The 23,180-nt window shown below is 43.2% G+C and carries 22 protein-coding genes; 15 read left to right on the top strand and 7 right to left on the bottom strand.

Annotated elements, in window-relative coordinates; genetic code table 11:
- Nucleotides 1-6 precede the first annotated feature (6 nt).
- From FS736_RS14200 to FS736_RS14190, 3 genes are all read left to right on the top strand, one after another.
- Nucleotides 7-267 carry a DNA-directed RNA polymerase subunit beta gene (locus FS736_RS14200; RefSeq protein WP_144478353.1) on the top strand — a complete coding sequence of 87 codons (261 nt, stop codon included), beginning with the start codon at nucleotides 7-9 and terminating at the stop codon, nucleotides 265-267.
- An 88-nt stretch (nucleotides 268-355) separates the two neighbouring features.
- A complete protein-coding gene (gene fabZ, locus FS736_RS14195) occupies nucleotides 356-778 on the top strand; it encodes a 3-hydroxyacyl-ACP dehydratase FabZ (protein ID WP_144478351.1) in 423 nt (140 codons plus the stop codon).
- Between the two features lie 388 nt (nucleotides 779-1,166).
- Complete coding sequence (locus FS736_RS14190; protein WP_144478349.1) at nucleotides 1,167-1,481, top strand: hypothetical protein; 315 nt, start codon at nucleotides 1,167-1,169, stop codon at nucleotides 1,479-1,481.
- 100 nt (nucleotides 1,482-1,581) lie between these two features.
- On the opposite strand, the gene FS736_RS14185 is transcribed toward FS736_RS14190, so the two are convergent.
- On the bottom strand, nucleotides 1,582-2,016 hold the full coding sequence (locus tag FS736_RS14185) for a YwpF family protein (protein ID WP_144478347.1): 435 nt from the start codon (nucleotides 2,014-2,016) through the stop codon (nucleotides 1,582-1,584).
- A 259-nt stretch (nucleotides 2,017-2,275) separates the two neighbouring features.
- On the opposite strand from FS736_RS14185, the gene ssb reads away from it, so the two are divergent.
- The 3 genes from ssb to FS736_RS14170 all read left to right on the top strand — a co-directional run bounded on the left by ssb (nucleotide 2,276) and on the right by FS736_RS14170 (nucleotide 4,904).
- Nucleotides 2,276-2,692: a single-stranded DNA-binding protein gene (gene ssb / locus FS736_RS14180; protein WP_144478413.1), complete on the top strand. Its 417-nt coding sequence runs from the start codon at nucleotides 2,276-2,278 to the stop codon at nucleotides 2,690-2,692.
- A complete protein-coding gene (locus FS736_RS14175; RefSeq protein WP_144478345.1) occupies nucleotides 2,685-2,891 on the top strand; it encodes a hypothetical protein in 207 nt (68 codons plus the stop codon). Before ssb ends, FS736_RS14175 begins: the two co-directional genes overlap by 8 nt.
- A 333-nt stretch (nucleotides 2,892-3,224) precedes the next feature.
- Nucleotides 3,225-4,904 (top strand): cell wall-binding repeat-containing protein, encoded by a 1,680-nt coding sequence (locus tag FS736_RS14170; protein WP_144478343.1) that lies wholly within the window; start codon nucleotides 3,225-3,227, stop codon nucleotides 4,902-4,904.
- Nucleotides 4,905-5,163: 259 nt separating this feature from the next.
- Here FS736_RS14170 and FS736_RS14165 read toward each other — a convergent pair whose 3' ends face one another.
- Together FS736_RS14165 and FS736_RS14160 are read right to left on the bottom strand one after the other, a co-directional pair.
- A complete protein-coding gene (locus tag FS736_RS14165) occupies nucleotides 5,164-7,989 on the bottom strand; it encodes a DEAD/DEAH box helicase (RefSeq protein ID WP_144478341.1) in 2,826 nt (941 codons plus the stop codon).
- A 91-nt stretch (nucleotides 7,990-8,080) separates the two neighbouring features.
- On the bottom strand, nucleotides 8,081-9,709 hold the full coding sequence (locus tag FS736_RS14160; protein WP_222125073.1) for an SWIM zinc finger family protein: 1,629 nt from the start codon (nucleotides 9,707-9,709) through the stop codon (nucleotides 8,081-8,083).
- Nucleotides 9,710-10,179: 470 nt separating this feature from the next.
- On the opposite strand from FS736_RS14160, the gene FS736_RS14155 reads away from it, so the two are divergent.
- A complete protein-coding gene (locus FS736_RS14155) occupies nucleotides 10,180-10,842 on the top strand; it encodes a hypothetical protein (protein WP_144478337.1) in 663 nt (220 codons plus the stop codon).
- A gap of 15 nt (nucleotides 10,843-10,857) precedes the next feature.
- On the top strand, nucleotides 10,858-12,087 hold the full coding sequence (locus FS736_RS14150; RefSeq protein WP_144478335.1) for an efflux RND transporter periplasmic adaptor subunit: 1,230 nt from the start codon (nucleotides 10,858-10,860) through the stop codon (nucleotides 12,085-12,087).
- Nucleotides 12,088-12,118: 31 nt separating this feature from the next.
- Here FS736_RS14150 and FS736_RS14145 read toward each other — a convergent pair whose 3' ends face one another.
- Together FS736_RS14145 and FS736_RS14140 are read right to left on the bottom strand one after the other, a co-directional pair.
- A complete protein-coding gene (locus FS736_RS14145; RefSeq protein WP_144478333.1) occupies nucleotides 12,119-13,189 on the bottom strand; it encodes a DUF4367 domain-containing protein in 1,071 nt (356 codons plus the stop codon).
- Complete coding sequence (locus tag FS736_RS14140; protein WP_144478331.1) at nucleotides 13,134-13,700, bottom strand: sigma-70 family RNA polymerase sigma factor; 567 nt, start codon at nucleotides 13,698-13,700, stop codon at nucleotides 13,134-13,136. Before FS736_RS14140 ends, FS736_RS14145 begins: the two co-directional genes overlap by 56 nt.
- 321 nt (nucleotides 13,701-14,021) lie before the next feature.
- On the opposite strand from FS736_RS14140, the gene FS736_RS14135 reads away from it, so the two are divergent.
- Nucleotides 14,022-15,704: a cell wall-binding repeat-containing protein gene (locus FS736_RS14135; RefSeq protein WP_144478329.1), complete on the top strand. Its 1,683-nt coding sequence runs from the start codon at nucleotides 14,022-14,024 to the stop codon at nucleotides 15,702-15,704.
- An 81-nt stretch (nucleotides 15,705-15,785) separates the two neighbouring features.
- On the opposite strand, the gene FS736_RS14130 is transcribed toward FS736_RS14135, so the two are convergent.
- Nucleotides 15,786-16,757 carry a C40 family peptidase gene (locus FS736_RS14130; protein ID WP_260983608.1) on the bottom strand — a complete coding sequence of 324 codons (972 nt, stop codon included), beginning with the start codon at nucleotides 16,755-16,757 and terminating at the stop codon, nucleotides 15,786-15,788.
- A gap of 210 nt (nucleotides 16,758-16,967) precedes the next feature.
- Between FS736_RS14130 and FS736_RS24355 the strand changes: the two genes are divergently transcribed.
- On the top strand, nucleotides 16,968-17,123 hold the full coding sequence (locus FS736_RS24355; RefSeq protein WP_186326793.1) for a YwzD family small protein: 156 nt from the start codon (nucleotides 16,968-16,970) through the stop codon (nucleotides 17,121-17,123).
- 119 nt (nucleotides 17,124-17,242) lie between these two features.
- A complete protein-coding gene (locus FS736_RS14125) occupies nucleotides 17,243-17,437 on the top strand; it encodes a hypothetical protein (RefSeq protein WP_144478325.1) in 195 nt (64 codons plus the stop codon).
- On the opposite strand, the gene FS736_RS14120 is transcribed toward FS736_RS14125, so the two are convergent.
- On the bottom strand, nucleotides 17,424-18,206 hold the full coding sequence (locus tag FS736_RS14120; RefSeq protein ID WP_144478323.1) for an SGNH/GDSL hydrolase family protein: 783 nt from the start codon (nucleotides 18,204-18,206) through the stop codon (nucleotides 17,424-17,426). The genes FS736_RS14125 and FS736_RS14120 overlap by 14 nt on opposite strands.
- Nucleotides 18,207-18,417: 211 nt before the next feature.
- Here FS736_RS14120 and FS736_RS14115 point away from each other — a divergent pair, with 211 nt between their 5' ends.
- The 4 genes from FS736_RS14115 to FS736_RS14100 all read left to right on the top strand — a co-directional run bounded on the left by FS736_RS14115 (nucleotide 18,418) and on the right by FS736_RS14100 (nucleotide 22,900).
- Entirely contained in the window at nucleotides 18,418-19,161 is a 744-nt protein-coding gene (locus FS736_RS14115) for a YveK family protein (protein ID WP_144478321.1), read from the top strand.
- The gene (locus FS736_RS14110; protein ID WP_144478319.1) at nucleotides 19,151-19,855 is read left to right on the top strand and encodes a CpsD/CapB family tyrosine-protein kinase; all 705 of its coding nucleotides are present in this window, start codon (nucleotides 19,151-19,153) and stop codon (nucleotides 19,853-19,855) included. The genes FS736_RS14115 and FS736_RS14110 overlap by 11 nt, the downstream gene beginning before the upstream one ends.
- Nucleotides 19,856-19,968: 113 nt before the next feature.
- Nucleotides 19,969-20,733 (top strand): tyrosine-protein phosphatase, encoded by a 765-nt coding sequence (locus tag FS736_RS14105; protein WP_144478317.1) that lies wholly within the window; start codon nucleotides 19,969-19,971, stop codon nucleotides 20,731-20,733.
- A 346-nt stretch (nucleotides 20,734-21,079) separates the two neighbouring features.
- Nucleotides 21,080-22,900 (top strand): polysaccharide biosynthesis protein, encoded by a 1,821-nt coding sequence (locus FS736_RS14100; RefSeq protein ID WP_144478315.1) that lies wholly within the window; start codon nucleotides 21,080-21,082, stop codon nucleotides 22,898-22,900.
- Nucleotides 22,901-23,180 lie beyond the last annotated feature (280 nt).

The following is a 23,180-nucleotide window of genomic DNA, read 5'->3' as shown; positions in this document are numbered from 1 at the left end:
TAATCAATGGCTTTAAACAAGAATAATCAAGAAGCAATAACGCGTGAAGATATGAAAAAAGAAAAAAACACGCGCGAAAAAAAGAAAAGAATCCGGGTTCGCCTTATTCCGATCTGGCTTCGGATTATTATTGTAATCGTCCTTTTAGCTGCAAGCATTGTGCTTGGCGCCATATTCGGCTACGCAATAATGGGCAACGGCAAAGTGAAGGATGTTTTTGAGAAGTCTACCTGGACTCATATTATGGATTTGGTCGATAAAGAATAAATTTTCGGAAGGAAGGGAGATTTCCCTTCCTTTTTAATTGCGTTTTTTAGTACAATAGTTAGTAAGTATTAGTAGGAGGTACTAAAAAATGCTTGATATTACTCAAATCAAAGAAATCATCCCGCACCGCTATCCATTTCTGCTTGTTGATAAAATTCTTGAAATCGAAGAAGGCAAAAGGGCGGTCGGTATCAAAAACGTGACGGCAAATGAAGAGTTCTTCAACGGACATTTTCCGGATTACCCGGTTATGCCGGGTGTGCTGATCGTTGAAGCTTTGGCGCAGGTCGGGGCAGTTGCTGTTTTGAAACTAGAAGAAAACCGCGGTAAAATTGGCTTTTTCGCTGGAATCGACAATTGCCGTTTTAAAAGGCAGGTGAAACCAGGCGACCAGCTTCGACTTGAGGTGGAAATGGTCAAGCTTCGCGGACCGATTGGCAAAGGAAAAGCAGTTGCGACAGTTGATGGCGAATTGGCTTGTGAAGCCGAAATTACGTTTGCGATAAAATAATCATTTAGAGGGCCCAATTGAGATTGGGTTCTTTTTTTACATATTTAGTAAAAAGTAGTGATTATAGTTCTTTTTGTAGTGATTTTAGAAGAAAATGGAGTGATTTACTCCGGTTTTGTAGTGATTGCCATCGATTTTGGAGTGATTAAACGGAGAGGCCGATTGATTATTTCATTTTTGGATTGTATGACAACAGAAGATGAGGGTATATCAAAAACTTTATCGGTGAATAATGGTTCTTTGAACATATAGTGTTACCTTTTTATAGATAAACGATTTGAAATCTTTTTTTACAAAATAATGCAAGTTTTTTTCATAGGTGGGCAATCTAACTGCAGACCCGTGCAACAGGTCTCAAATTACCTATTTATGAAAGGGGCTTTTACCTATGAAGAAAAAGCTATTGATGTTAATCGGCGGTTCTTTGCTGTCGGCTATGTTCCTTGCTGGCTGCGCGAATAATGACGATCAAAATCCTCCACCGGATGATAACATCGAGAATCCAACGGATAATGACATGAACGATAATAACGGAAATGTCGATGACGATGGCGTAATCGATAATAATGATGAGAATGTTCCAGACACTCCGGATGTCAACACTGACGACGACGGCGATATGATGAAGGACAACAATGAGCCAGGCGAGGATGCTGTTGAAGACAACATCGATATGAATGACAAGGATAAAGAGGACGAGTAAGAAAAACGGGCAGGGATGGATTTCCTGCCCTTTAATATTGCATTCAGTACTTCACCCATTTTTCGCATAAAAAAACTCCAGCCAGTCAGCGGGAGTTCGGTTACACTTTTTTTGGCTGCAGAATCTTCGGCCGTGTAGTGATTTTATCCTTGAATTCCGAGAGCAGTTGGTCGCCTTTGTATCCTTTATCAAGCAGGTACTCGAGCAGCCTTTCCGGATAATCGCTCTTCGGTTTTGTCAGCTTTCCTGTTAAAAGGATGCTGGCATGGTTCTTAAGCTTCTTCACACAGCAAACCTTCGTAAGGAATGCAGCCGGGTCGTTTTCTCGTTTGGTGATGACGACTTGAACGATGATTTCTTTGTCGTGGTCGCATGCGTCCTGGAAATACGGTATATACTTATGGTCGGTAAAAACCTCGACAAGCCAGGTGCCTTTGTCATCCTCTTTGTTGATAATCAGGCCGTCTTCCATATCGATATCCACTAAAGAATCCTCATCTGCCAGCTGCATTGAAATCAACTTGAACGTCTTCATGTCAACCACCTCCCGTATACTTGTCCAAATTATAACACAGTGAAACTCGAAAACGAAAAAAACACCTTTTGTCGAAAGAAAAATTTCTGAATAGGCAAAATTCATTTTTGGCAGGGTGGGTATAATTGAAAACTGATTTATAGGTTGAAAATTTATGCCGTTACAGCCATTTTTTCAGCAAAAAGGCTCATTTTCGACATTTTACTCCCGGCTTAAAAAGGAATATCATCAGGCTATAACTGAGAAAGGAGATGAAAAGGTGATCAATCAAGTAACGCTAGTAGGCAGGCTGACGCGTGATCCCGACCTAAGGTATACGCCTGAGGGCAAGGCGGTGTCGAATATCACGCTCGCAGTCAACCGGCATTATAAAAATGCAAGCGGCGAAATCGAAGCCGACTTCGTCCATTGCATCCTCTGGGGCAAGACGGCCGAGAACACGACCAACTACTGTAAAAAGGGCGCTGTCCTTGGGGTGACCGGCCGAATCCAGACACGGCACTATGATAATCAGGAAGGGAAACGTGTCTATGTGACCGAGGTCGTTGCCGAGGGAGTCAGGTTTTTAAGTTCAAAACCGGTCAGTAACAAAGAAGCGCCCCAATCCCAGCAACCGGCCCAGCCGCCGCAGCCCGTCCCATCTGTGCCGCAAAGAGAGGAGCTTCCATTTGTATAACGAATCCGACTCAATCGAAAAGCTGCTGGTCAGCCTGATTAAAATGGTTGGAAAAAACAATGAGAAGATTGATGAACTTACAAAGCGTGTCCGCCAGCTAGAAATTGCCTCCAAAGAACAGCAGGTCAATCGTGTCTACTCCTTTATAGCCGAGCCTCCACGACCTAATTCCAGCCGAAAAGAATACGCCAGAAAATAACGAAGAAAATAAAATACACTTACGAATTTCCTCGGAACACCTCACTAAGGACCTTCAAGAGAGAAATTCAATAACCTGATCTCCAATATACCCTCGAATTTTGATGCCGGCTAAAATCAGCCGGTTTTTTTGTTTAGCGAAGCACCGGGAAGAAGCTTTCTTCCTTAGTTTTCCAATGGGATAAATGCATGGAATACGTGCAAATCCCCATTTTCATCTACGCGTCTATTTTACAAAAAATACTTAATTTATAGGTAAAAGTACTCGTTTTTCCTACCGTTATATCCATTAAAATATAGAAGATTAAATTTGTATAATGGGGGATTGCTTACATTGTCGATTGTAGTAAGACTGATTGTATTGTCAGTTACATTCCTGCTTGCAACTAGTCCATTTGGTAATATGACGTATGCTTATGGCCTTGATTCCGAACTGACCGATAGAGAGTCGAAAATTAACATGTTGTTTTCGCAGAAACCACAGAATGGAAATGAACCTTTATTTCAACAGCAGTTGTATACGGATCCAGTAGCAACAACAGTGAATTATCAAAGTGTGATGGATGCTTACCACATCCATGAGTATCGCTTTGGAACAAACGGAGGAAAATTCACTGTTGATTTTGCGGATAATGAGGACATTGAATTTCTCATATATGATGTGAATTTACAGGAAATAATCGAAGAAGATGCTGAAAATACCTTTGATCTGGTTCCAGGATACTATGCTTTTGTCGTTATGGGATATAGCGAGAACCCAGTTGGTTATGATTACAATTTAAATGGACCCTTCTCCCAAGTTCCTGATAATACTCTTCCTGAATTGGAGATAACCAATTGGAAGAGTAATGAATTTCGATTGCCTAAAGGGTCATCACCGGTATATCCGGTAGAAGGTTATTTTAAGGGTTACACGCTAGAATTATCTGTGAATAGTGAAAGATTCTCTATTTCAAATGGAGGTAATTTTCGTTGGGATAATGTAGTTTTCGGAAAAGGTTTTAACGAAGTCACGTTCGAGGCATACAATCCTACCGGAAACTCAATAACAGAATCCTATTATATTACTCTGCCAGGAGTTTCAAGAATATATGGGAAGGATCGATACTGGGTTACAAGCGGAGTATACAGTACCCTGGAATATTGGGAATATGGCAGTAATACTGTGATTCTTGCCCGAGGAGATATGTATCCTGATGCTTTGTCTGGAGGACCGCTTGCTTCGCTCGAAACGGCACCTATCTTATTGACGCCAACCAATAAACTGTCTGATAGAGTCGTAATGAAACTTGAACACTATCAACCTGAAAATGCCATTATTTTAGGAGGAACAGGCTCAGTATCACCTGAGGTGGAAAGCCAACTGAAGAATTTAGGGATTAAAGAAATCAATCGGATTGGCGGAAAAGATCGTTATGCTGTTTCTGCAAGTGTTGCTGAAAGGGTTTCTGAATACTCTGGTTCAGATACAGCGATTATCGCGAGTGGGGAAGTGTTCCCGGATGCTCTCTCTGCCTCTACCATTGCTGGTCCTATGGGGATGCCAATTCTGTTGGTCCAATCTGGAAAAGTACCAGATCCTATCCAAACCTTCATCAAAAATCATCCGGAGATCAAGAATTTCATTATTGTTGGAGGACCTGCAACGGTGAAGGACAATGTCGCAACACAGCTAAAACAATTACGCAGCGGATCCATTGTCAAGCGAATTAGCGGTAAGGACCGTTACGAAGTCTCAATCAATGTTGCCAAATATGGAATGGATAACTTTGGGATGGATTTAAGTACGACTGCCTTTGTCAGGGGGGATATTTTCCCGGATGCTTTATCAGGAGCGCCGCTGGCTAATTACTTCGGAGCACCTATTTTATTGACTACGTCAAATAAACTTGAAAGTAAGGTATATAACTTCCTGGTGAACAATAAGGGGAAAATGGAGCACATGTATATAATCGGTGACGTCGGATCAGTCTCTGCGAATGTCGAGCAACAGCTCAATACATTTATACAATAAGTATTCTCAAATGGCTCCGTTCTCCACTTAAAACCCATGGTGGTTTTTACACTGTTTTTATTAGAAGAGTAAAATTATGAATTTAGAACTCATCGCGGGAGAATCCTATGGAGATTAATGCCGAATACAATTTTCTGATGAAAAACACGGGGAATTAAAAGATGAGTTAAGTAAGAAAATATATGAGTTAATGGAAGAATTAAAGAAGGCAGAGCTGAATCTTAATCGCTCTGCCTTCTTTGTATGATAAGAATATAATTTACGACAAAAACACCAACTCATGCAATTCATCAGTCGACAGCTCGGTAATCCAGCTGTCACTTTGAATAATCTGATCGTTCAGCGACTGCTTCTTCTCAAGCATCGCATCGATTTTTTCCTCAAGCGTGCCGGTGCTGATTAGCTTGTGAACATGCACGAAGCGGCTCTGGCCGATGCGGTAGGCACGGTCGGTTGCCTGGTTTTCAACAGCCGGGTTCCACCAGCGGTCATAGTGGACAACATGGTTCGCCGCGGTCAGGTTGAGCCCCGTTCCGCCAGCCTTCAATGACAGCAGGAACACAGGGAACTCGCGGTTCTGGAATTTCGTGATCAGCTCATCACGCTTTGTCTTCGGCAGGCTGCCATTCAGGAACGGCACATCGATGCCAAATTTCTTTTTCAGCGCGGACTGGATCATCTCGCCCATTCCGATATACTGGGTAAAAATGATGCAGCTTTCTTCCTGTTCGAGGACGGCGCTCACGAGATCGATCATCTTCTCCATCTTTGCAGACCGGTCAATCAGCTGCTTCGGACTTTCTTCCTTCAAGTACAGTGCAGGATGGTTGCACAGCTGCTTCAGTCGGCTCAGCAACTGTAAAATCAACCCTTTGCGTTCGAAACTCGATAACGTCTCGATTTGCGCGAACGTGTCCTTCACGAGCTGCTCGTATAAGGAAGCCTGTTCGGCCGACAGCGGGCAGTATTCCTTCTGCTCGACCTTGTCCGGCAGGTTCAAAGCGACCTCTTCATCCTTCTTCGTCCGTCTCAGCAGGAACGGCTTGATCAATGACTGTAGCTTGGTGATTTTTTCTTTTTTATCTTCCTTTTCAATCGGCAAAATGAACTCTTTCTGGAATTGCCCTGCGCTGCCAAGATAGCCGCGGTTCGTGAAGTCGAAGATCGACCACAGCTCTGACAAACGGTTTTCCATCGGGGTCCCGGTCAGGGCGATATGGTGCTTGCCCTTCAGCTTCCTTACCGCACGCGACTGCTTTGTATCGGCGTTCTTGATATTCTGCGCCTCATCAATCGCGATGCTGCTCCATTCAACGCTCTCAAGATCATCGAAATCAAGGTGCGTCAGTCCGTAAGATGTCAGCACAATATCCGATGCCATCGCTTCTTCTATAAAAAGAGTACCCTTCAGGCGGTTCGGTCCGTAATGCAGATGGACGCGCAAATCGGGGGCAAAACGCTCGATTTCTTTTTGCCAGTTGCCGAGCACGGAAGTAGGGCAGATGATCAACGACGGATGATCGTCAGTTTCCTGTTCTTTTACCGACAGGATATACGAAATCAGCTGGATCGTCTTACCAAGGCCCATGTCATCGGCAAGCAAGGCGCCGAATCCATATTTCCTCAGGAATAGCAGCCAGTTCATACCGAGCTTCTGATACGGGCGCAGTTCACCGTGCAACCCCGTAGGCACCGGAGAATCCGGGATTTCCTTCGTTTCCGACAGCTGCTTCATCATCTGCTTCCAGTGGCGGTTCAGCTCGATCTGGATTTTCGCGAATGCGCGCGGATCATCGAGTGCTTCGCCGTCTTCTTCCTCATCGGAAAGCTCCTGCTGCAACAGGTCACGGATGTGCAAGCCTTCTTTATCAGCCTTTTTCATCATTTCCTGGATCTGGCGGATAAAGCCATGGTCAAGCTTGATCCAGCGGCCCTTAAGATAAACGAGCCTCCGCTTTTCATTCACCAGGCGCTGGAAGTCATCCTCACTCAGGTCCACACCGTTCATCGAGAATCGCCAGTCATAGTCGAGCATCGCGTTCAAGCCGACGAACGAGCGGCGGTAGCCAGTCTGGCCCTTCAATCGCGCCTTCACCTTCAGGTTCGCATTCTTGATCGCTTCCCACCAGGAAGGAAGGAGGATTTCAATGCCAAGCGCAATCAGCGTCTCGCTCGCCTCGGTTAAAAATATCCAGGCTTCATCTTCGCTAAGGGTAGATTTCAGGCGGCCGTCTTCCTCGATCCAAGGAAAAATCGAAGCCAGCCGCTTTTCTTCGTCTTCAACCTTGTCACTGTAATCATCCCAGCCGGCAGGGTAGCTTTCATAATCATGAGCTTCAATCATCATTGGCTCTTCTTTTCCGCGTAAAAATAACCCCAGTTTCCAATCACCGAGATCATCCATCGGCTCCTCGAGGCGCATCCCAATCGAAAACGGCGCTGGATTTTCCTTAAGTCCAATCCACTCAAGCCAGCGGTCCTCATCAAAATAAGCTGCCAGCTGCGAGGCCGAAAGCTGCTTGTTCCGCAGCACATCCAGCTTATCGCCAAGCAGGTATTTCATCGTCTCATTTTCATGGAAGTATGACTCTAAACCATGATGGAACAACTCAGCCACGAAATCCTGCACGAGAAGCTTCTCGTCTCCAATCACAAGCTCTTCCTCCCAGAACGGGTCATGGAATTCATCAAGCACACTCTCCGGGAGCTTCCAGCGGAAATCCTCGCCATCAAGCTGGGTAAAATCAGGATGCCATTCCTTCGCAAGGATCGCATCGTAAATCGCATGGGCAGTGGACAGGCAGATATCGCCGACATCATCCCATTCCCACTCAACAAGCCGGTTGAAGCTCTCCTCGCCGAAAAGCGTCACAAGCTGCCACGCGCTAAGTGTCACACCCTCAGCAACGCCCCACTTGTCAGACTCCACCATCGTCCCGTAATAACTCTCCTTATGACGGAAAAACAGCAGCTTCTTCCATTCAGAGGTCTTAAGCTCGAAGCCATCGAAATCCTCGGCACTCAAAAAATATCGTCCGCCCGCAACCGGCATCACATCTATATGAATCTGCTTGATTTCAAGCATCAAAACACCTCCTTGGGACATGGGGACGGTTCTGTTGTCCCCTTTTGTTTCGCTAAACTAAAGGAGCAAAAGGTACGTCCCTATGCTTCCGTCACTCCACCTCAATCAACTTGCTCCTTGTCAATTCTTCATGAAACGCCCGAAGTCTCTTCGTCTTCACGAGCAGCTTCGCGAAAAATTCTTCCCACTCCGGCACCCGCTTCAGCTTTTTATAGACTGTCCGCAGTTTTTTCAGCAACCGAGCTGCCTGCTTGTAGCTGCTGCGGTTTTTCATGTCGATCAAATCCCCTACCATCTGGTGGTACAGGGGAATTAGAACCTCAGGCGCCGCCTTTTGTAATTCTTTAAGGCGATCGTTCGAAATCGAATTATATTCAAAGCCAAAATACGATTGGAGCTCGCCCCATTGTTCATACTGGCCTTTTTCAAACAAAGAATCTTCATATTCGTAAAAGCTGTATGGCATCGCCTGTGCCAGCCCTCGGTCGTACAGTTCGCCGCGTCCGATCTCGCGGGTGTAAGCCCCGACAAGCTTCAACGCATAGCGCGTGAATTTTTTACAAGTATAATACTCACCCAGGTGCTTCAGATAATTCCGCAGCTGTTGGACGAGGTATTCGATGAACGGTCCCATCCTATTCCACTCGCGCTGTACACGGAAACCATCCAGCCAGTAAAACATGTAAGGAAGGGCACTGACAGGAAGAGCCGTTAACCGTTTCAGCGCGTCGCCGTCCTGCTTTGCTAAAACAAGCTGGTGAATCAAGGCAATTTCCTCAACCTGATCCCGCTTGCCCTCGCCAAACGCTTCAAGACGAGCCAACTCAGCCTCACGCCACCCTGTGTTTTTAAAAAGCTTTTCCCACAGCAAGCGGTATAAATCAATCCGGTCATAGCCGCCAGAAGCGTCAGGCTCTGTCAATCTTACGACATCATCCTTCAAGCGCTCCAGGAATGTATCGAACGAAAATGGCATCGTCCCGTAGGCGAGCCGCTCGATGTATTCCTCGGCGTCATGGAACAAATCCTCAAACAACGGCCGGTAATACCGGTCCATCGTCGCTTCCTCATCATGGCCTTGATCAATGGCAAGGTCAGTCAGCAAATTGAAGGAATGTACAGACACCGCAATCAGATAGAGGTTTTTCCAGACAGCCTCAAGCGGTGCGGAAACCTCCACACGGCGTATATACGAGCGGAACAAACCTGGCACAACATAGGCCCGCGGTTCGCCCTGGCCCTTAATGATTTCTTCGAAACTCTCACGGAAGGAGGCGGCCCAGCTATCGTAATCATGTCCAGACCGAGAATCTCTCTTGACCAGATCCTTCGCGCGCTGCAGTCCCCATTTTTCCGCATTCAGCTGTTCCTTTGCAGGTTTCCGCCAGGCCTCTACCCAATCGGAAACACTAGCGACATCGCTGTATGCCTGGAAAAATGCAGCCAGCCGGTGCCGGCAAAACGAGTTGGCAGGGCAGGTGCAGCTGCTTTCTTCAGGATCGGAAACATTTATGTACACACGGACCGGTGTCACGTCCTGGACCGTTGCCCAAATCGATTTCACCATGTATTTCAGATGGTGGACCGTCCCCTGGCGATAGAGCATCAGCCCTTTCTGCACCAAGCGCGCATCCTCCTCGACTTCGGATTTAAGGATACTATTCAGTTTTGCAGCAGCTTCTTTAAAAATCGGTGCCTGGTTATCAGGTATGACAGCCACAGCGATTCCCCCGTTCACGCAGCATCGTTCGTTCTTCTTTTCCAAATGTATTACAAAATTCGACAAGCACATCGGACATGCTTTGGTAAAATCAAAATAAGAAAAGGCTGTATTCGTAAAAATTGTTGTTAAAATCCTAAAGCCGATTTTAACGTAATAATAGTCATTTTGTATGTCGGTACTAAGTTTGCAAGCTCTTTTCTCATAATAAGCGTGTGTGAATAATCTTAGGTAATTCAATCCTATTTTGTAGGCAAACGCAGCAAAGTATTAGAAAAGAGCCTAAGAAAAAAACATATTCTTCTATTATACCCAAAAATGAGCCATTCGAGGAGTGGGGAAGTAAGATGAAACAAAATCATAGGACTAATCGTCCAACTTTATAAGAGGCTTTGGTTAATATTTCATTAATGGAAATCATTCATATAAAATAGAAGGTAGACAAGCTACTACAATCTGGGGGACTAGAGATGGAGAACAGAATAGGAGTATTTCGCGGACTTTTTAACTATAACTACTATACATATACGCTAAGAGATACTGAAAGATTTCCGGGAGCTTGGAAAAAAACGATCCTGTTCATCCTGCTTAGCGGATTGATTTTCGGGTTTAGCGCCTATTTTGGGATTGATTCCGAATATCTTTCTAGAAAATTGACCTCACTTCCGAGGGCAGAATATGAAATGAATAAATCCCTGTTCCTTGCAGGGCAGATCATCCAGGGGCTATTTTTCGGTGCGATCATGCTTTTCCTGCCGGCACTATTTTTCTGGACAGTGACAGACTTGGAGTTCAAAAGATTGCTTACCATCCAGCTGTTCGTCATGCCAATCTTGCTTCTGGAAAAATTGTTGATTGTACCAATGGCATTATATCTTGGGCTGACAAAGGTATCATCACCGTTTTCTTTAGGTGTAATTGCTCAATACATAACAGGGAATGATTTCATCATCCATTTTCTTGCTTACATATCAATCTTTAAAATCTGGGTTATTTTCATAGAATATAAGTATTTAAAAGCAATGACAGAAAAGAATCCGAAAATCGTCCTGCTGCTCGTTATTGGCATTCATCTTGTCATCTGGCTTTTTGCTGCACTCTTTTCATTTATTCGAATGGAAAATATCCTTTAAGGGAGGGGAACAACCATGAAAAAGAAGACAATCATCCTGTTGTCCGCAGGAATTCTCTTTGTATCAGGCAATCTTTATCTCGCCCTCAGGGATGACGGCAAAGCGGTTCGCTCCTCCTATATCAATAGCTGGGCAAAAATCGGGAAGGAGACGCTGACAGAAACTCTTCATGCAGAAGGCGTTGTCACTCCTAAAGAGGAGCATCATGTCTACTATGATCCCAATTCCAGCGAATTTAAAAGTTTTCTTGTAAAAGAAGGCGACGAGGTGGATTCTGGAACTCCGCTTTTTGAATACTCCTCCGATAACATCGACAAGGAGCTGGCCAGACTTGAAGCAGAAAAGGACCAGCTGGAAACAGAGGCGACATTGCTTGATGAGCAAATCAAGCAGCTTTCCTACCTGCAGACCGTTTCCGCCTCCACCACTGACAATAGCCTGCCTGTTGCCGGCAACGGAACAGCAGCCGATTCATCAAACGATCTGATGGCTGTATCAATTGAGAAAGAAATCTATGACAAGGAATTGGAGAAAAGCCGTGTTGAAGCAGAAATCGAGAAGTACGATGATCTGATTGATTCATACGATGGCAGCGACCAGCTTGAAATCAGCAGTGAAGTTGCTGGATCGGTGAAGAAAGTTAATTATGAATTGAACAATCCAATCGTGACGATCATTTCAGACACTCCAAAGGTTGAAGGGACTTTTTCAGAAAGAGACCTGAAAAATGTCCAGGAAGGCATGGAGGTGTACGTAAAATCGGATATGCTAAAAGGTGCAATCGGCGGTACCCTCACCAAAATTGCCAAACATCCAGAATCAGACCCTTCGGTAAAAAAAGAAAGCCACTTCCCTTTTGAGATCGAACTTGAACTGGAAGAGGAAGAGATTGTCCACGGAACACATGTCGATGTATCAGTCGTCACCAACCAGGTGGTCAATGCCGCCGTCGTTCCACAACGGTCAATAGATAAAGGCAAGAAAAACAGTTATGTCTATATCCTGAACGAAGTAGGAAAAGTCGAGAAACGCAAAATCAAAAAGGGTTTAGAAGTCGGCGGGAAGACCGAATTGAAAAAGGGAGCCAAGCCAGATGAACTCTTTGTCCGCAAACCTGAAAACGTCCAAAAAGCGGACAGTCCATTCTTTAGCAAACTAAAACCAGGTATTCTTAGCAAAGAAACGTTTAGCGAAGAAGGGAAACGAAATATTTTTAAGCAAATCATGGTTGGCTTTTTTAAATAAGAAGTAAAGCATGGGAATCAATCCCATGCTTTTATTTGCCTTCAATATCAGAAATCAGCCATTTATCATTATTGTAAGTAAAGGTGGCGGTGATACCGCTGTACAAGCCTTCTTTGAATGTTTGTGATAATACGTAAGTGTTTTCGTTAACCTTTTCAAAACTATATGGATCCGTTTCTGAATAAAAGGCAGGGAACTCGGTAGGGACTGCATACAAACCGCCATCTTTCTCTTCTAGTCGGGGCTCATATAGTTTAACAGCTGCCTCTTCTGTCATTAAATCATAATATAATTGATAATAGTCTTCTTTTGTATAAAGATTATTGTATTTTAAATTATCCCGACCTGAGCTGATACTTCTATTCTTTTCTTCATATTTCACAAGCAGGGCAATCGCTGATTCTTCAGTCAGTGCCTCGATAGTTGGCTGTTCCTCCGCTGGCGGCACAGCGGCTTCCTCCAATTCAGCGATTTCGCCTGCCAGCCAGGAATCATGTCCTTTCTTTAACAGGATTGAATCAACGACTTTCAATAAATCAACCTTGCTCATTGAGCCATTCTGCTCAACAACCTGATTGAATTTTTCATCTTCCCAAATTATATAGGAATGGCCCTCGTTTACGTCTACATACTTTCCTCTAATATCAGCAGTAAGCTCCAGCTCTTGCGCTTTTCCTTCACCAAGCTCTGGTTCTCCGGAACTCATCCCATAAGTAAAATTTTCCTTCTCATCTTCAGGATTTACATATACATGCTCGTAAATGTCCCCATCTGTGTGAGTGTGCTTAAAAACATATGGCTCTGGAATATAACCTGGCTCGATCAATTCAGGTTTTTCATCCTTTCCATCGGTAGCGGCCCCAGGCGGGCTTGCTGGTGCTGGATTACTTGTATAATTAGAATCTACAAGAAAATACATTCCTGAAATGAACACTGCAGCCAAAACAAAGCTTAATCCTGCAGGAACTAATCCGCGAAAGCTGAAGGATTTTGTTTTGTTCATTTTCCGGACAACTTCATCCTTCATCCTTGATGTGAATTCAAAATCAGCTAGTTCGTCCTTTAACAGCTTGCTTTTTATCTGCTTCAACTGATCCTCCATATTCATAGCTCCTTTCATCTAAAATTTTCTTTAACAGCTCCCTGGCCCTTGTAAGGCGTGATTTCACCGTATTAACATTCAAACTGCAAATAGCTGCGATTTCCTTCTGTGAACACTCCTGAAAATAATATAAGAATAGAATTTCTCTGTATTTGATTGTCAGATTGAACAGTGCATCCTGGAGCTGGTACTTTTCATCGTTCTGTAAAAACTGTTCCTCAGGTCCGGGTTGACTGTCTTTGAAAAAACCAGAAATAAAGGCCGTTACATGGGTTTTCCTAAAATACCAGCTCTTCAGGTAATCCTTGCAGTGATTGGATGCAACCCGATAAAGCCAGGTCTGCAGGCCTGCTTCCCCACGGTAGGTATCAAGATTTTCAAAGCATTTCAGGAAAATCTCCTGTGTTAAATCCTCGGCTGTCTGACGGTTGCGCACATATGAATAGGCAAGGTGCAGAACGCTGGTACCATATTGATCCATTAAATCGCTGATCATTTTATGTTTATCCACTACTTCACCTCCCGGCTTATAGACATTCGTTCAGGTTTTAGACGAGACGTAATGATAAAAAGTTGATTCTTAATCATTAAAATTTTCGTTATATTGCTTTTCTTGTCTTCATTAGAGTTTTTAAGAAGGGGAGAAATTTACAGGAATGGCTCCTTATAAAAGTTTTAAACCTATAAGAAATATAGAAATCTTGGAATATAGTTGGATAAAAATTACCAAATAGTTTACTATATTAATAGTCCAAAATATTCATTACATTTCAATATTATCCGATTAAAATGGATTTTGGATATACTTCCAATTTATTGAAGGAGCGGAAAAATGAAATCTATTACAAAGTTATATTCAACTCTCACAACAGCAGCTCTTCTAACCTCACTAGTTTTTACCCCAGCCACTCTTGCTGAAGGACCAGAAGTTCCGGATTATCAAAAAGAATTGGCCGCACAGCAGCTTGTATCAACATTGAAAAATCGTGATTACCAGCCAGAAAAACAAACTTCTTTTTCTGCTCTAGCTTCTGTCACAAAGGCAGTGTATGCTAACAAAGTAGATTACTATCACACACACGAATATAATTTTCAGTCAGCAGGCGGAAAGTTTACCGTCACTGATAATAACCATGAAAATATCGACTATATTATCTACACATACGAAACAGAAGAAATGGTTTATCCAGAAGCTGATGGTTCCTACAACCTTCCAGCCGGCAACTACTCACTTGCAGTAACGAACTTTGGCGATGGAGAAATCGACTATCGTTATGAACTAAACGGGAATTTCGTTGGACAGCCTGATTTGACATTGCCTGCATTGCAGGTTACATCACCAGCCAGCAATGAAATTCGTCTTGCCAAGGGTGCCTCCACAACCTTTACGGTAAAGGGAAGCACAGATGCTCGATATCTTACAATTGAAAGCAACGATATTGCCTATGAGCAGAATGAGAATCCGGGATCATTCAGCCAGGGTGTGAAGATTGAGAAAGGTTTAAATGGCCTTTACATGAATGCGGTAGAATCGACTGGCAACGCAGTGTACTCCAGTCACCTTATCACTCTTCCTGGTATTTCAAGAATCGCGGGCAAGGATCGCTATGAAGTATCAGCAGGTGTAAGCAAACAATTGAATAAATGGCATTACAATACGGGCACAGTGGTGATTGCGCGCGGTGATATGTACCCTGATGCGCTTTCAGGCGGACCACTGGCAGCAGTTGAGGGAGCTCCGGTACTGTTAACAGCAACAAACTCACTTCCTGCAGCAATCCAGAACCAGATTGTCAATCTTGGTGCTGATCGCGCTATCATCCTTGGCGGAACAGGCTCCGTTTCTACAAACGTAGAAGCACAGCTTAAAAAGCTTGGCGTAACAGATATCGAACGTATTGGCGGAAAAGACCGCTTTGTTGTTTCAGCTGATACAGCAGAACGTGTAGCAGCAAGTTACGGTTCTGATACAGCGATCATCGCGAGCGGAATGGTATTCCCTGATGCCTTGTCTGCATCTACGATTGCTGGTACAACAGGAATGCCGATTCTTCTTGTAAAGCAGGACGGAATCACAGATCCGGTTCAGACATTCATCAAAAACAACCCGCAAATCACGAACTATATCGTTGTTGGCGGACCAGCAACCGTGAAGGACAGCGTTGTTACGAAAATCAAGCAGCTGCGTCAAGGCGCTTATGTTGAAAGAATCGGCGGCAAGGACCGCTACGAGGTTGCAATTAATGTTGCGAAGTTTGGAATAGAAAACTTCGGGATCAGCATGGATACCCTGACAGTCGTTCGCGGGGATATCTTCCCGGATGCCCTTTCAGGTGCACCGCTTGCGAACTATCACAGAGGACCAATCCTGCTGACTACATCAGCAAAGCTTGAAGCGAAAGTCAACAGCTTCCTGCAGAGCTACCAGGCAGAGATTGATAACATCCATATAGTCGGAGGAACAGGTTCCGTTTCGACTACTGCAGAAAGTCAGCTTAATGGACATATTCGATAAAAACACAAAGGCAGCTTCCAATTGGAGGCTGCCTTGTTTTTATTTAGGTTTAAAAAGAAAAAGAACGTGGAATAAAGAAGCTTAGTAGAAACGTTTAAAACTGTCAAAATGCTTTTTATAATAAGAGTTATCCAGATTGGTAATTTCTACTCCATTGGATCCAGCGTGAATGAACTCATTGTTCCCGATATAAATGCCCATATGGGAAATACCTGGCTTATAGGTATTCGCAAAGAATACAAGGTCGCCGGGCTTCGGCTTGTCAATATAATAAGATCGGCTGAAATAACCTTCTGAGGAATAGCGGCCTATTTGTTTGCCTGCCTTATTGAAGCTGTAGTAAATGAAACCGCTGCAGTCAAACCCATCCGGTGTATTCCCGGCCCATTTATATGGTACTCCTAAAACCTTATATGCCTCATCAACAACAGCCGGTCTGTCCGGATTGGCTGGAGGAAGGGCTGTGTCGCTTGAACCGGTCACTTTTAATGTCTGTCCGACATAAATCAAATCGGAACTCAGGTTGTTCAACGTTTTAAGCTGCTGTACAGTCATTGAGTATTCGCTGCTGATCTTGCTTAATGTATCGCCAGCTTTCACGATATAAACACCCTCGTTTGCCGGTGCGGGTGCAGGGGTATTAGCAGCAGGGGTAGTGCCCCTTGGGACGACAAGCTTTTGACCAGGCTGGATGACATGGTCCCTGATTCGATTCCTGACCATAAGTTCAGCAAGGGAAACTTTATGTGTGTTGGCAATTTTAATCAGGGTATCCCCTTTTTTAACGGTATATGTATTGCTTGCATTTGAATTGGAAACTTGGCTTTTGTATACAGGTTTCGATGGAACTTCAAGTGTTTGGTTGACATAGATTACATTAGAGGTTAAGTTATTCGCATTTATGATTTCAGATACTGTGATGTTGTTTTTCTGAGCAATGCTGTACAGTGTATCGCCATTTTGAACAGTATAGGTCATGGCTGAAGCATTTGCGGCAAAGGCAGTCGAGGCAAGAAGGACAAAAGTAGCGTATGCAGTGGCTTTCTTTTTCAAATTGTTTTCAGCTCCTATAGGATTGATCGAATAGTCTATGGTCATTTTATCATATGAATCTCTTAATTTATACCTTATCTGACAATTAATAACACAATTTTTAATAGTGTGACGACAATTTTAAACTTTTGTGACATACTGGAAAAATATTTACATTGTTGATTGTTTTATATAAAATATCGATATTGGATCATCAGGGAGGTTCTTGTAGTGGAACAGCGTTTAGAGGGTACAGGACTCAGTCAGGAACACTTTTTCAATATCCTGAAAAAAGCCTATGATAAAGGCATGAATGAAAAAGAAATTACTGTGAAAAGTATTATGGATGAATTAAAAATAGAATTGAAGAATTCTTCAGCAAGATAATAGATGGCAAATGGCTGCACAGTCCATTTGCTTTTTTGTTTTAATTAAATACCTTCCTAATGTGTCATAGCTTCATGCTTTTATGATAGTTTTGAAGACTTCCTAAGGGTGCTAATTCGATGAGAAAACTACCTAAAGCAATCAATACCGAAGCAAACTTAGCAACGCATTTTTCTGCCACGGCGATGCCCAAAGCAATGCTGCCATTATTAGATAAACTAACCAATAGATTTTTTGAGGAAGCAGGGGCTTCTGGTATAGAAATAAAAAATGGTGACTCAGCTTCGAGTCACCATTTTCTTATTCTGCAATGAAATAATCAATTAAGTATTCTGCCCAAAGTTTATGACCATCTTCATTCGGGAAGTTTGGGTCTCCGCCAGCCAATAATTCCATTCTTTCCTTCTCTGTTTCCGGCCATGCCTGCCAGTGGTCAAGGTAGGTCAATCCATTTGCAGCGGCATACCCTTTAAGCGCATCAACCTGCAGAGGGTAGAATCTTGCTTTTGAGAGCGGATTCGCCGGCTGGAGAATGACTACCGTATTAGGATTTGCTGATTGGATTGCATCAATGATCACAGAATAATGATCTGATGCCTGGTCATTGGCAACTTTGCCGTTATTCATCAGGATGAAGGGCTCCAGCAGAACGAGATCTGCCTGTTCAGCAGCCAGTTCGTTTTGCTTTTTTTCCTGGATGAACTCCTGAGAGGTCATCGCATAGCTTTTCACTGTAACTTCTAAGGCATCGCCATAAGTACTTTCCAGCTTATTTTTTAAAAGTTCTGCCCAGCTGGATTCGTCATTCCCCAATGCGGGTGAACCTGCCAGGATAACTTTGAATGGTCGTTCTTCTTGAACTGCAGCCTTGAACAAAGCTTTTGCACTAACTGGCCAATTTTTTGTAAGCGCACTCAGTTTTTTATGTGAATCTTCATCAGGATTGTTATCCTGGTTTCTTTCTGTCATCGCTGCACTTGTTGAACGGCTTTTTACCTGTACCTTTTCCTTCCACTGCTGATTGCCAAGGAACAGCACAAGGGCGCAACCAATTGAAAATAAAATGAGTATAAAGTTTTTCATAATGTCAAATATTCACCCCTCAATCAATGCATGTAATTTATACCAATTTTAAAAAATCCCAAAAACATACAGATAAAATAAGTTAAAGATGATAGAATAGGGAAAGATTACAAACTAATTAAAATTATGACAACAATCAACATTTTTTACAAGCTGTTATGATATAATACCCGGGGATTTTCATTTTTTTTACATATTCAGGAGGAGCAAAATGGAAGAGACTATTAGTTTAAAAGATTTATTTGAAACACTGAAGAAACGTTTACTCCTAATCCTGGCAATTACATTAACTGCAGTTATGGTAAGTGGTATTGTCAGTTTTTTCTTTTTGACGCCAATCTACCAGGCATCGACACAAATTCTTGTTAATAAGTCGAATTCTGATCAGGTAAATTATAACCCAGCTGAACTTCAGACAAGCCTTCAGTTGATCAACACCTATATGGTCATCATTAAAAGTCCGGCTATCCTGGATAAAGTGATTGACGAAATGGATTTGGATATAACCTCGGCGCAACTGAGCGAAAAAATCACTGTTGGCAGCGAAAAAGATTCACAGGTAATGAATATTTCCGTGCAAGATGAGGATGCGAACCGTGCAGCAGATCTTGCGAACAAGATTGCGGAAGTCTTTAAAGAAGAAAACATCATGAAGGTAGACAATATCAGCATCCTGGCAAATGCACAGGTGACGGATGGCCAATCTCCAATCAAGCCACAGCCTGTTTTAAATATTGCGATTGCTTTGGTTGTCGGCCTAATGGCAGGGATTGGGCTTGCTTTCTTGCTGGAGTATCTGGATAACACAGTTAAAAATGAGCAGGATGTCGAAAAGAATCTGGAGCTTCCTATTCTGGGAGTGATTTCAGTCATTGAAGATGCAAAAATGGAAGAAATGAAGAGAAGACGTACAGATAGAAAAACAAGATCAAGAGGTGAGTCTTTTGGCTCTTAAAAAAAATAGAAAAAAGGCTGCGTCCGATTCGAAAAGGAAGCTTATTACGTTTTTTGATCCTAAATCTCCAATATCCGAGCAGTACCGGACAATCAGGACAAATATTGAATTTTCCTCCGTGGATGAAGAGATCCAGGCAATCATGGTAACATCCGCTGGACCAACGGAAGGGAAGTCAACAACTGCGGCAAACCTGGCTGTTGTATTTGCGCAGCAGGAGAAGCAGGTACTGTTGGTGGATGCAGACCTAAGGAAACCTACCGTTCATTATACATTCAATTTAACCAATACTTTTGGGATGACATCTGTATTATCGAAGCAAATGCAGCTGGTCGAGGCAGTGGATGAATCGGACATTGAAAACCTTAGTATTCTCACAAGCGGGCCAATTCCGCCCAATCCTGCAGAGTTGCTTGGGTCAAAAGCTATGGACCTATTCTTAAGAGAAGCAAGGGAGCATTTTGATATCATTATCTTTGATACACCACCTGTAATGGCAGTGACGGATGCCCAGGTAATTGCGAATAAATGTGATGGTTCCATTTTGGTTGTATACAGCGGAAAGACGGATATGGAAGAAGCAGCAAAAGCAAAGGAAATGCTGAGAAATGCTAAAAGTAAGCTGTTGGGGGCGGTCCTTAACCATAAGAAGCTGCAAAAATCAGATTACTATTACTATTATGGAAATAAATAACTGTAATTCGACTAGAATTCGACAAAATTCCCCCATTTACCCATTAGGGGTATAAATGGTAATATAAGAAAAGACCTATAAAAGTTACAAAATAATGGAAATGGGGGAGCGCGATGATAGATTTACATTGTCATATATTAGCAGGAATAGACGATGGTGCGCAATCCATGGAAGACAGCATCGAAATGGCACGTGCTGCGGTCCGGGAAGGAATCGACACAATCATTGCTACCCCTCATCATAAAAATGGACGCTACGTAAATACAAAACAGGCAATCATCCAAAAGACGAATGAACTAAATGAAGTCTTGCAAGCGGAGAAGATCCCTTTGAAAATCCTTCCCGGCCAGGAACCGGCCATTCATGGAGAACTGATGAGTGGAATTACGCTTGGGGAAGTCAGCACGCTGAACCATTCGAAATACATATTCATCGAGCTGCCTGCTGGCCATGTGCCGAGATATACCGATAAGCTATTGTACGATTTGCAGATGGAAGGGAAAATTCCAATCATTGTTCATCCGGAACGGAACCAGGAAATCCTCGAGCGCCCGGACATTCTTTATCAGTTGGTCAAAAAAGGCGCATTTTCACAGATTACTGCGTCAAGTATTTGCGGAATTTTCGGAAAAAAAATCAAAGGATTTTCAGAACAGCTAATCGAGGCCAACCTGGCTCATTTTATCGCCTCCGATGCACACAACACAAATAAACGTGCCTTTCATATGGCACACGCCTACGATCAGATTGATACCCATTACGGTGTTGATATGGTGTATTTCTTTAAAGAAAATGCGGAGTTGCTAGTTCAAGATCACCATGTATACAAAGAAGTGCCGCAGCGAGTCAAAAAGAAAAAATTCCTTGGACTCTTCTAACACCTCGTGATTCAAAATACCTCTTTTGTCAGGAAGACCTGACCGGCGATGCCTCCTGCCCGTTACCCATGGAGACACTCGGCTGTGCTGTGGGGGAGAATTTTCTCTCCTTAGATACTACGGTTATCACTAGCGCGGTGTGAGGGGGGGTTAGATGCCCGATTTTTACCAATTTTAAGAACAGAGAAAAACGAGCTGCTTTTCAACTTTTGTTTAAATCAATAATGTTCTTATAGATATCTAGTGAAAGCATGTGTCCTGACACGTGTGTTTTCATTAGATATTTATTTTTACGGCGAATTATTATCTGAATATAATCAATTTACAAATTAATAGGGGGATATGGATGAGCTACCATAAGCGTTTATTTTTACTGGCCGGCCTGGATTCATTGATCGTGTTTGCTGCAGTCTACATCAGTTATATTCCACTTCATCCAAGGATTGATACCTTTAGTTACACAAATATTCTTATGACCGCCTTCGTCCTCTTGATCTGTCACCACCTTTTTGCTTCTTTATTCATGCTTTACAACAAAGCATGGGAATACGCCAGTATCGGAGAACTGATCGGGATCACCAAATCGGTGACACTTTCGGTATTGATGGTGACACTTTTTCAATTTATTGTAGACTACGATGTGTATGGACGTGTGTTGTTCAGCGCATGGACATTGCTGATCCTGATGATTGGCGGCAGCCGTTTCTGGTGGCGCATTACTCGCGACCGCTTCATGAAGGCAGATAAAAATATGACGAAGTTACTGATTGTTGGTGCAGGACAAGCAGGCACACTGGTAGCGAGACAATTGAAGAATAACCGTGAATTAGGACTAATGCCGGCGGCGTTCATTGATGACGATCCAAACAAATACAAGCTGCATATCCTTGGTATCCCGGTAGCAGGTACAAGCAAGGATATCGCCACAGCCGTCGAAAAGTACAAGGTCGATAAAATAGTCATTGCCATTCCGTCATTAAAAAAGGAAGAGCTGACAAGAATCTTCGAAGAATGCACAAAAACAAATATCAAGCCGCAAATCATGCCAAAGATTGAAGACATCATGATTGGCAAAGTAGCCGTCAGCAGCTTCCGTGACGTCGAGGTTGAGGATTTGTTGGGACGTGAGCCGATACAATTGGATATTGACGGCATATCAGATTATGTTTCTGGAAAAACTGTGCTGGTTACCGGTGCAGGTGGATCGATTGGGTCGGAGATTTGCCGGCAGATCTGCAAGTTTGAACCAGAGAAGCTGGTGCTTGTGGGTCATGGAGAGAACAGCATTTATTTAATTGATATGGAATTGCGGAACCAGTACGGAAAACAAATCGAGATTGTGCCGGTGATCGGGGATGTCCAGGACCGTGAGAGGATGTTCGAGGTTATGGAAGAGCATGCTCCGGATGTTGTGTATCATGCAGCGGCTCATAAGCATGTACCGTTAATGGAGTATAACCCGAGAGAAGCCGTTAAGAATAATGTGTTTGGGACGAAGAATGTCGCAGAGGCGGCTGACACATTTGGGATTGGGACGTTTGTGCTTGTCTCTACTGATAAGGCAGTAAATCCAACCAATGTCATGGGATCCACAAAGAGAATAGCAGAGATGATTATTCAAAAACTCGATCAGGAAAGCAAGACAAAGTTTGTGGCTGTTCGATTTGGGAACGTGCTTGGCAGCCGTGGCAGTGTTATTCCGCTATTCAAGAAGCAAATTCAGACAGGCGGTCCGGTTACGGTTACCCATCCTGATATGACACGTTACTTCATGACGATCCCGGAAGCATCAAGACTGGTGATTCAAGCTGGATCGCTTGCTAGTGGCGGGGAAATCTTTGTGCTTGATATGGGTGAACCGGTTAAGATTGTGGATTTGGCGAAAAATCTGATAACGCTTTCGGGCTATTCTACTGATGAGATTCCGATACGTTTTTCAGGGCTGCGTCCTGGGGAGAAGATGTTTGAGGAGTTGCTGAATGAGAAAGAGATTGATCCTACTCCCGTCTTTCCAAAGATTTTTATCGGGAAGGCCGTTTTGGAGCAGGAGGATGAGATTGGATTTCTCCTGGAACGGTTTGAGAATTTTAATGCTCTTCAATTGAAGGAGTATGTGATTAATCTCGCCAATCGCAAAAAGAACAGGATGTTCCTGGTAGCGAAATAAGTTGTCACTATAAACACTATATATAATAGTAGAAACTCGGCTTTAGTTCTGTCTGAATGCATATTTTTAGATATCGGGTATACAAGAAAAGTTACTAAGATAACGGCTAAAAAAGCTAAACAGTATTGATTGACCCGGGTTCATTTTGAGTTTGAAATAAACCAGGGTGTTTTTTGATGTTTAAGCCCATGATAATTTACTTTTAAGAAAAAAAGTGAATTCGGTTTGTTTGAATTAGAGGGTTTTAGTAGTTGGTTGGAAGTATTATGAAAGTTCCAGT

The sequence above is a fragment of the Cytobacillus oceanisediminis 2691 genome (genome assembly GCF_007678455.1).
GTDB lineage: Bacteria > Bacillota > Bacilli > Bacillales > Cytobacillaceae > Mesobacillus > Mesobacillus oceanisediminis_A.
Note: the sequence above shows the minus strand (reverse complement) of the source record. Positions and strands in the feature narration are given on the sequence as shown.

What these genes read in the sequence shown, in the direction of transcription:
- FS736_RS14155 (WP_144478337.1), top strand. Translation starts at nt 10,180, where the DNA reads ATGGAGAACAGAATAGGAGTATTTCGCGGACTTTTTAACTATAACTAC.
- FS736_RS14115 (WP_144478321.1), top strand. Translation starts at nt 18,418, where the DNA reads ATGGAAGAGACTATTAGTTTAAAAGATTTATTTGAAACACTGAAGAAA.
- FS736_RS14145 (WP_144478333.1), bottom strand. Translation starts at nt 13,189, where the DNA reads ATGGAGGATCAGTTGAAGCAGATAAAAAGCAAGCTGTTAAAGGACGAA.
- FS736_RS14135 (WP_144478329.1), top strand. Translation starts at nt 14,022, where the DNA reads ATGAAATCTATTACAAAGTTATATTCAACTCTCACAACAGCAGCTCTT.
- FS736_RS14100 (WP_144478315.1), top strand. Translation starts at nt 21,080, where the DNA reads ATGAGCTACCATAAGCGTTTATTTTTACTGGCCGGCCTGGATTCATTG.
- FS736_RS14200 (WP_144478353.1), top strand. Translation starts at nt 7, where the DNA reads ATGGCTTTAAACAAGAATAATCAAGAAGCAATAACGCGTGAAGATATG.
- FS736_RS14105 (WP_144478317.1), top strand. Translation starts at nt 19,969, where the DNA reads ATGATAGATTTACATTGTCATATATTAGCAGGAATAGACGATGGTGCG.
- FS736_RS14125 (WP_144478325.1), top strand. Translation starts at nt 17,243, where the DNA reads ATGAGAAAACTACCTAAAGCAATCAATACCGAAGCAAACTTAGCAACG.
- FS736_RS14185 (WP_144478347.1), bottom strand. Translation starts at nt 2,016, where the DNA reads ATGAAGACGTTCAAGTTGATTTCAATGCAGCTGGCAGATGAGGATTCT.
- FS736_RS14150 (WP_144478335.1), top strand. Translation starts at nt 10,858, where the DNA reads ATGAAAAAGAAGACAATCATCCTGTTGTCCGCAGGAATTCTCTTTGTA.
- FS736_RS14120 (WP_144478323.1), bottom strand. Translation starts at nt 18,206, where the DNA reads ATGAAAAACTTTATACTCATTTTATTTTCAATTGGTTGCGCCCTTGTG.
- FS736_RS14190 (WP_144478349.1), top strand. Translation starts at nt 1,167, where the DNA reads ATGAAGAAAAAGCTATTGATGTTAATCGGCGGTTCTTTGCTGTCGGCT.
- fabZ (WP_144478351.1), top strand. Translation starts at nt 356, where the DNA reads ATGCTTGATATTACTCAAATCAAAGAAATCATCCCGCACCGCTATCCA.
- FS736_RS14165 (WP_144478341.1), bottom strand. Translation starts at nt 7,989, where the DNA reads ATGCTTGAAATCAAGCAGATTCATATAGATGTGATGCCGGTTGCGGGC.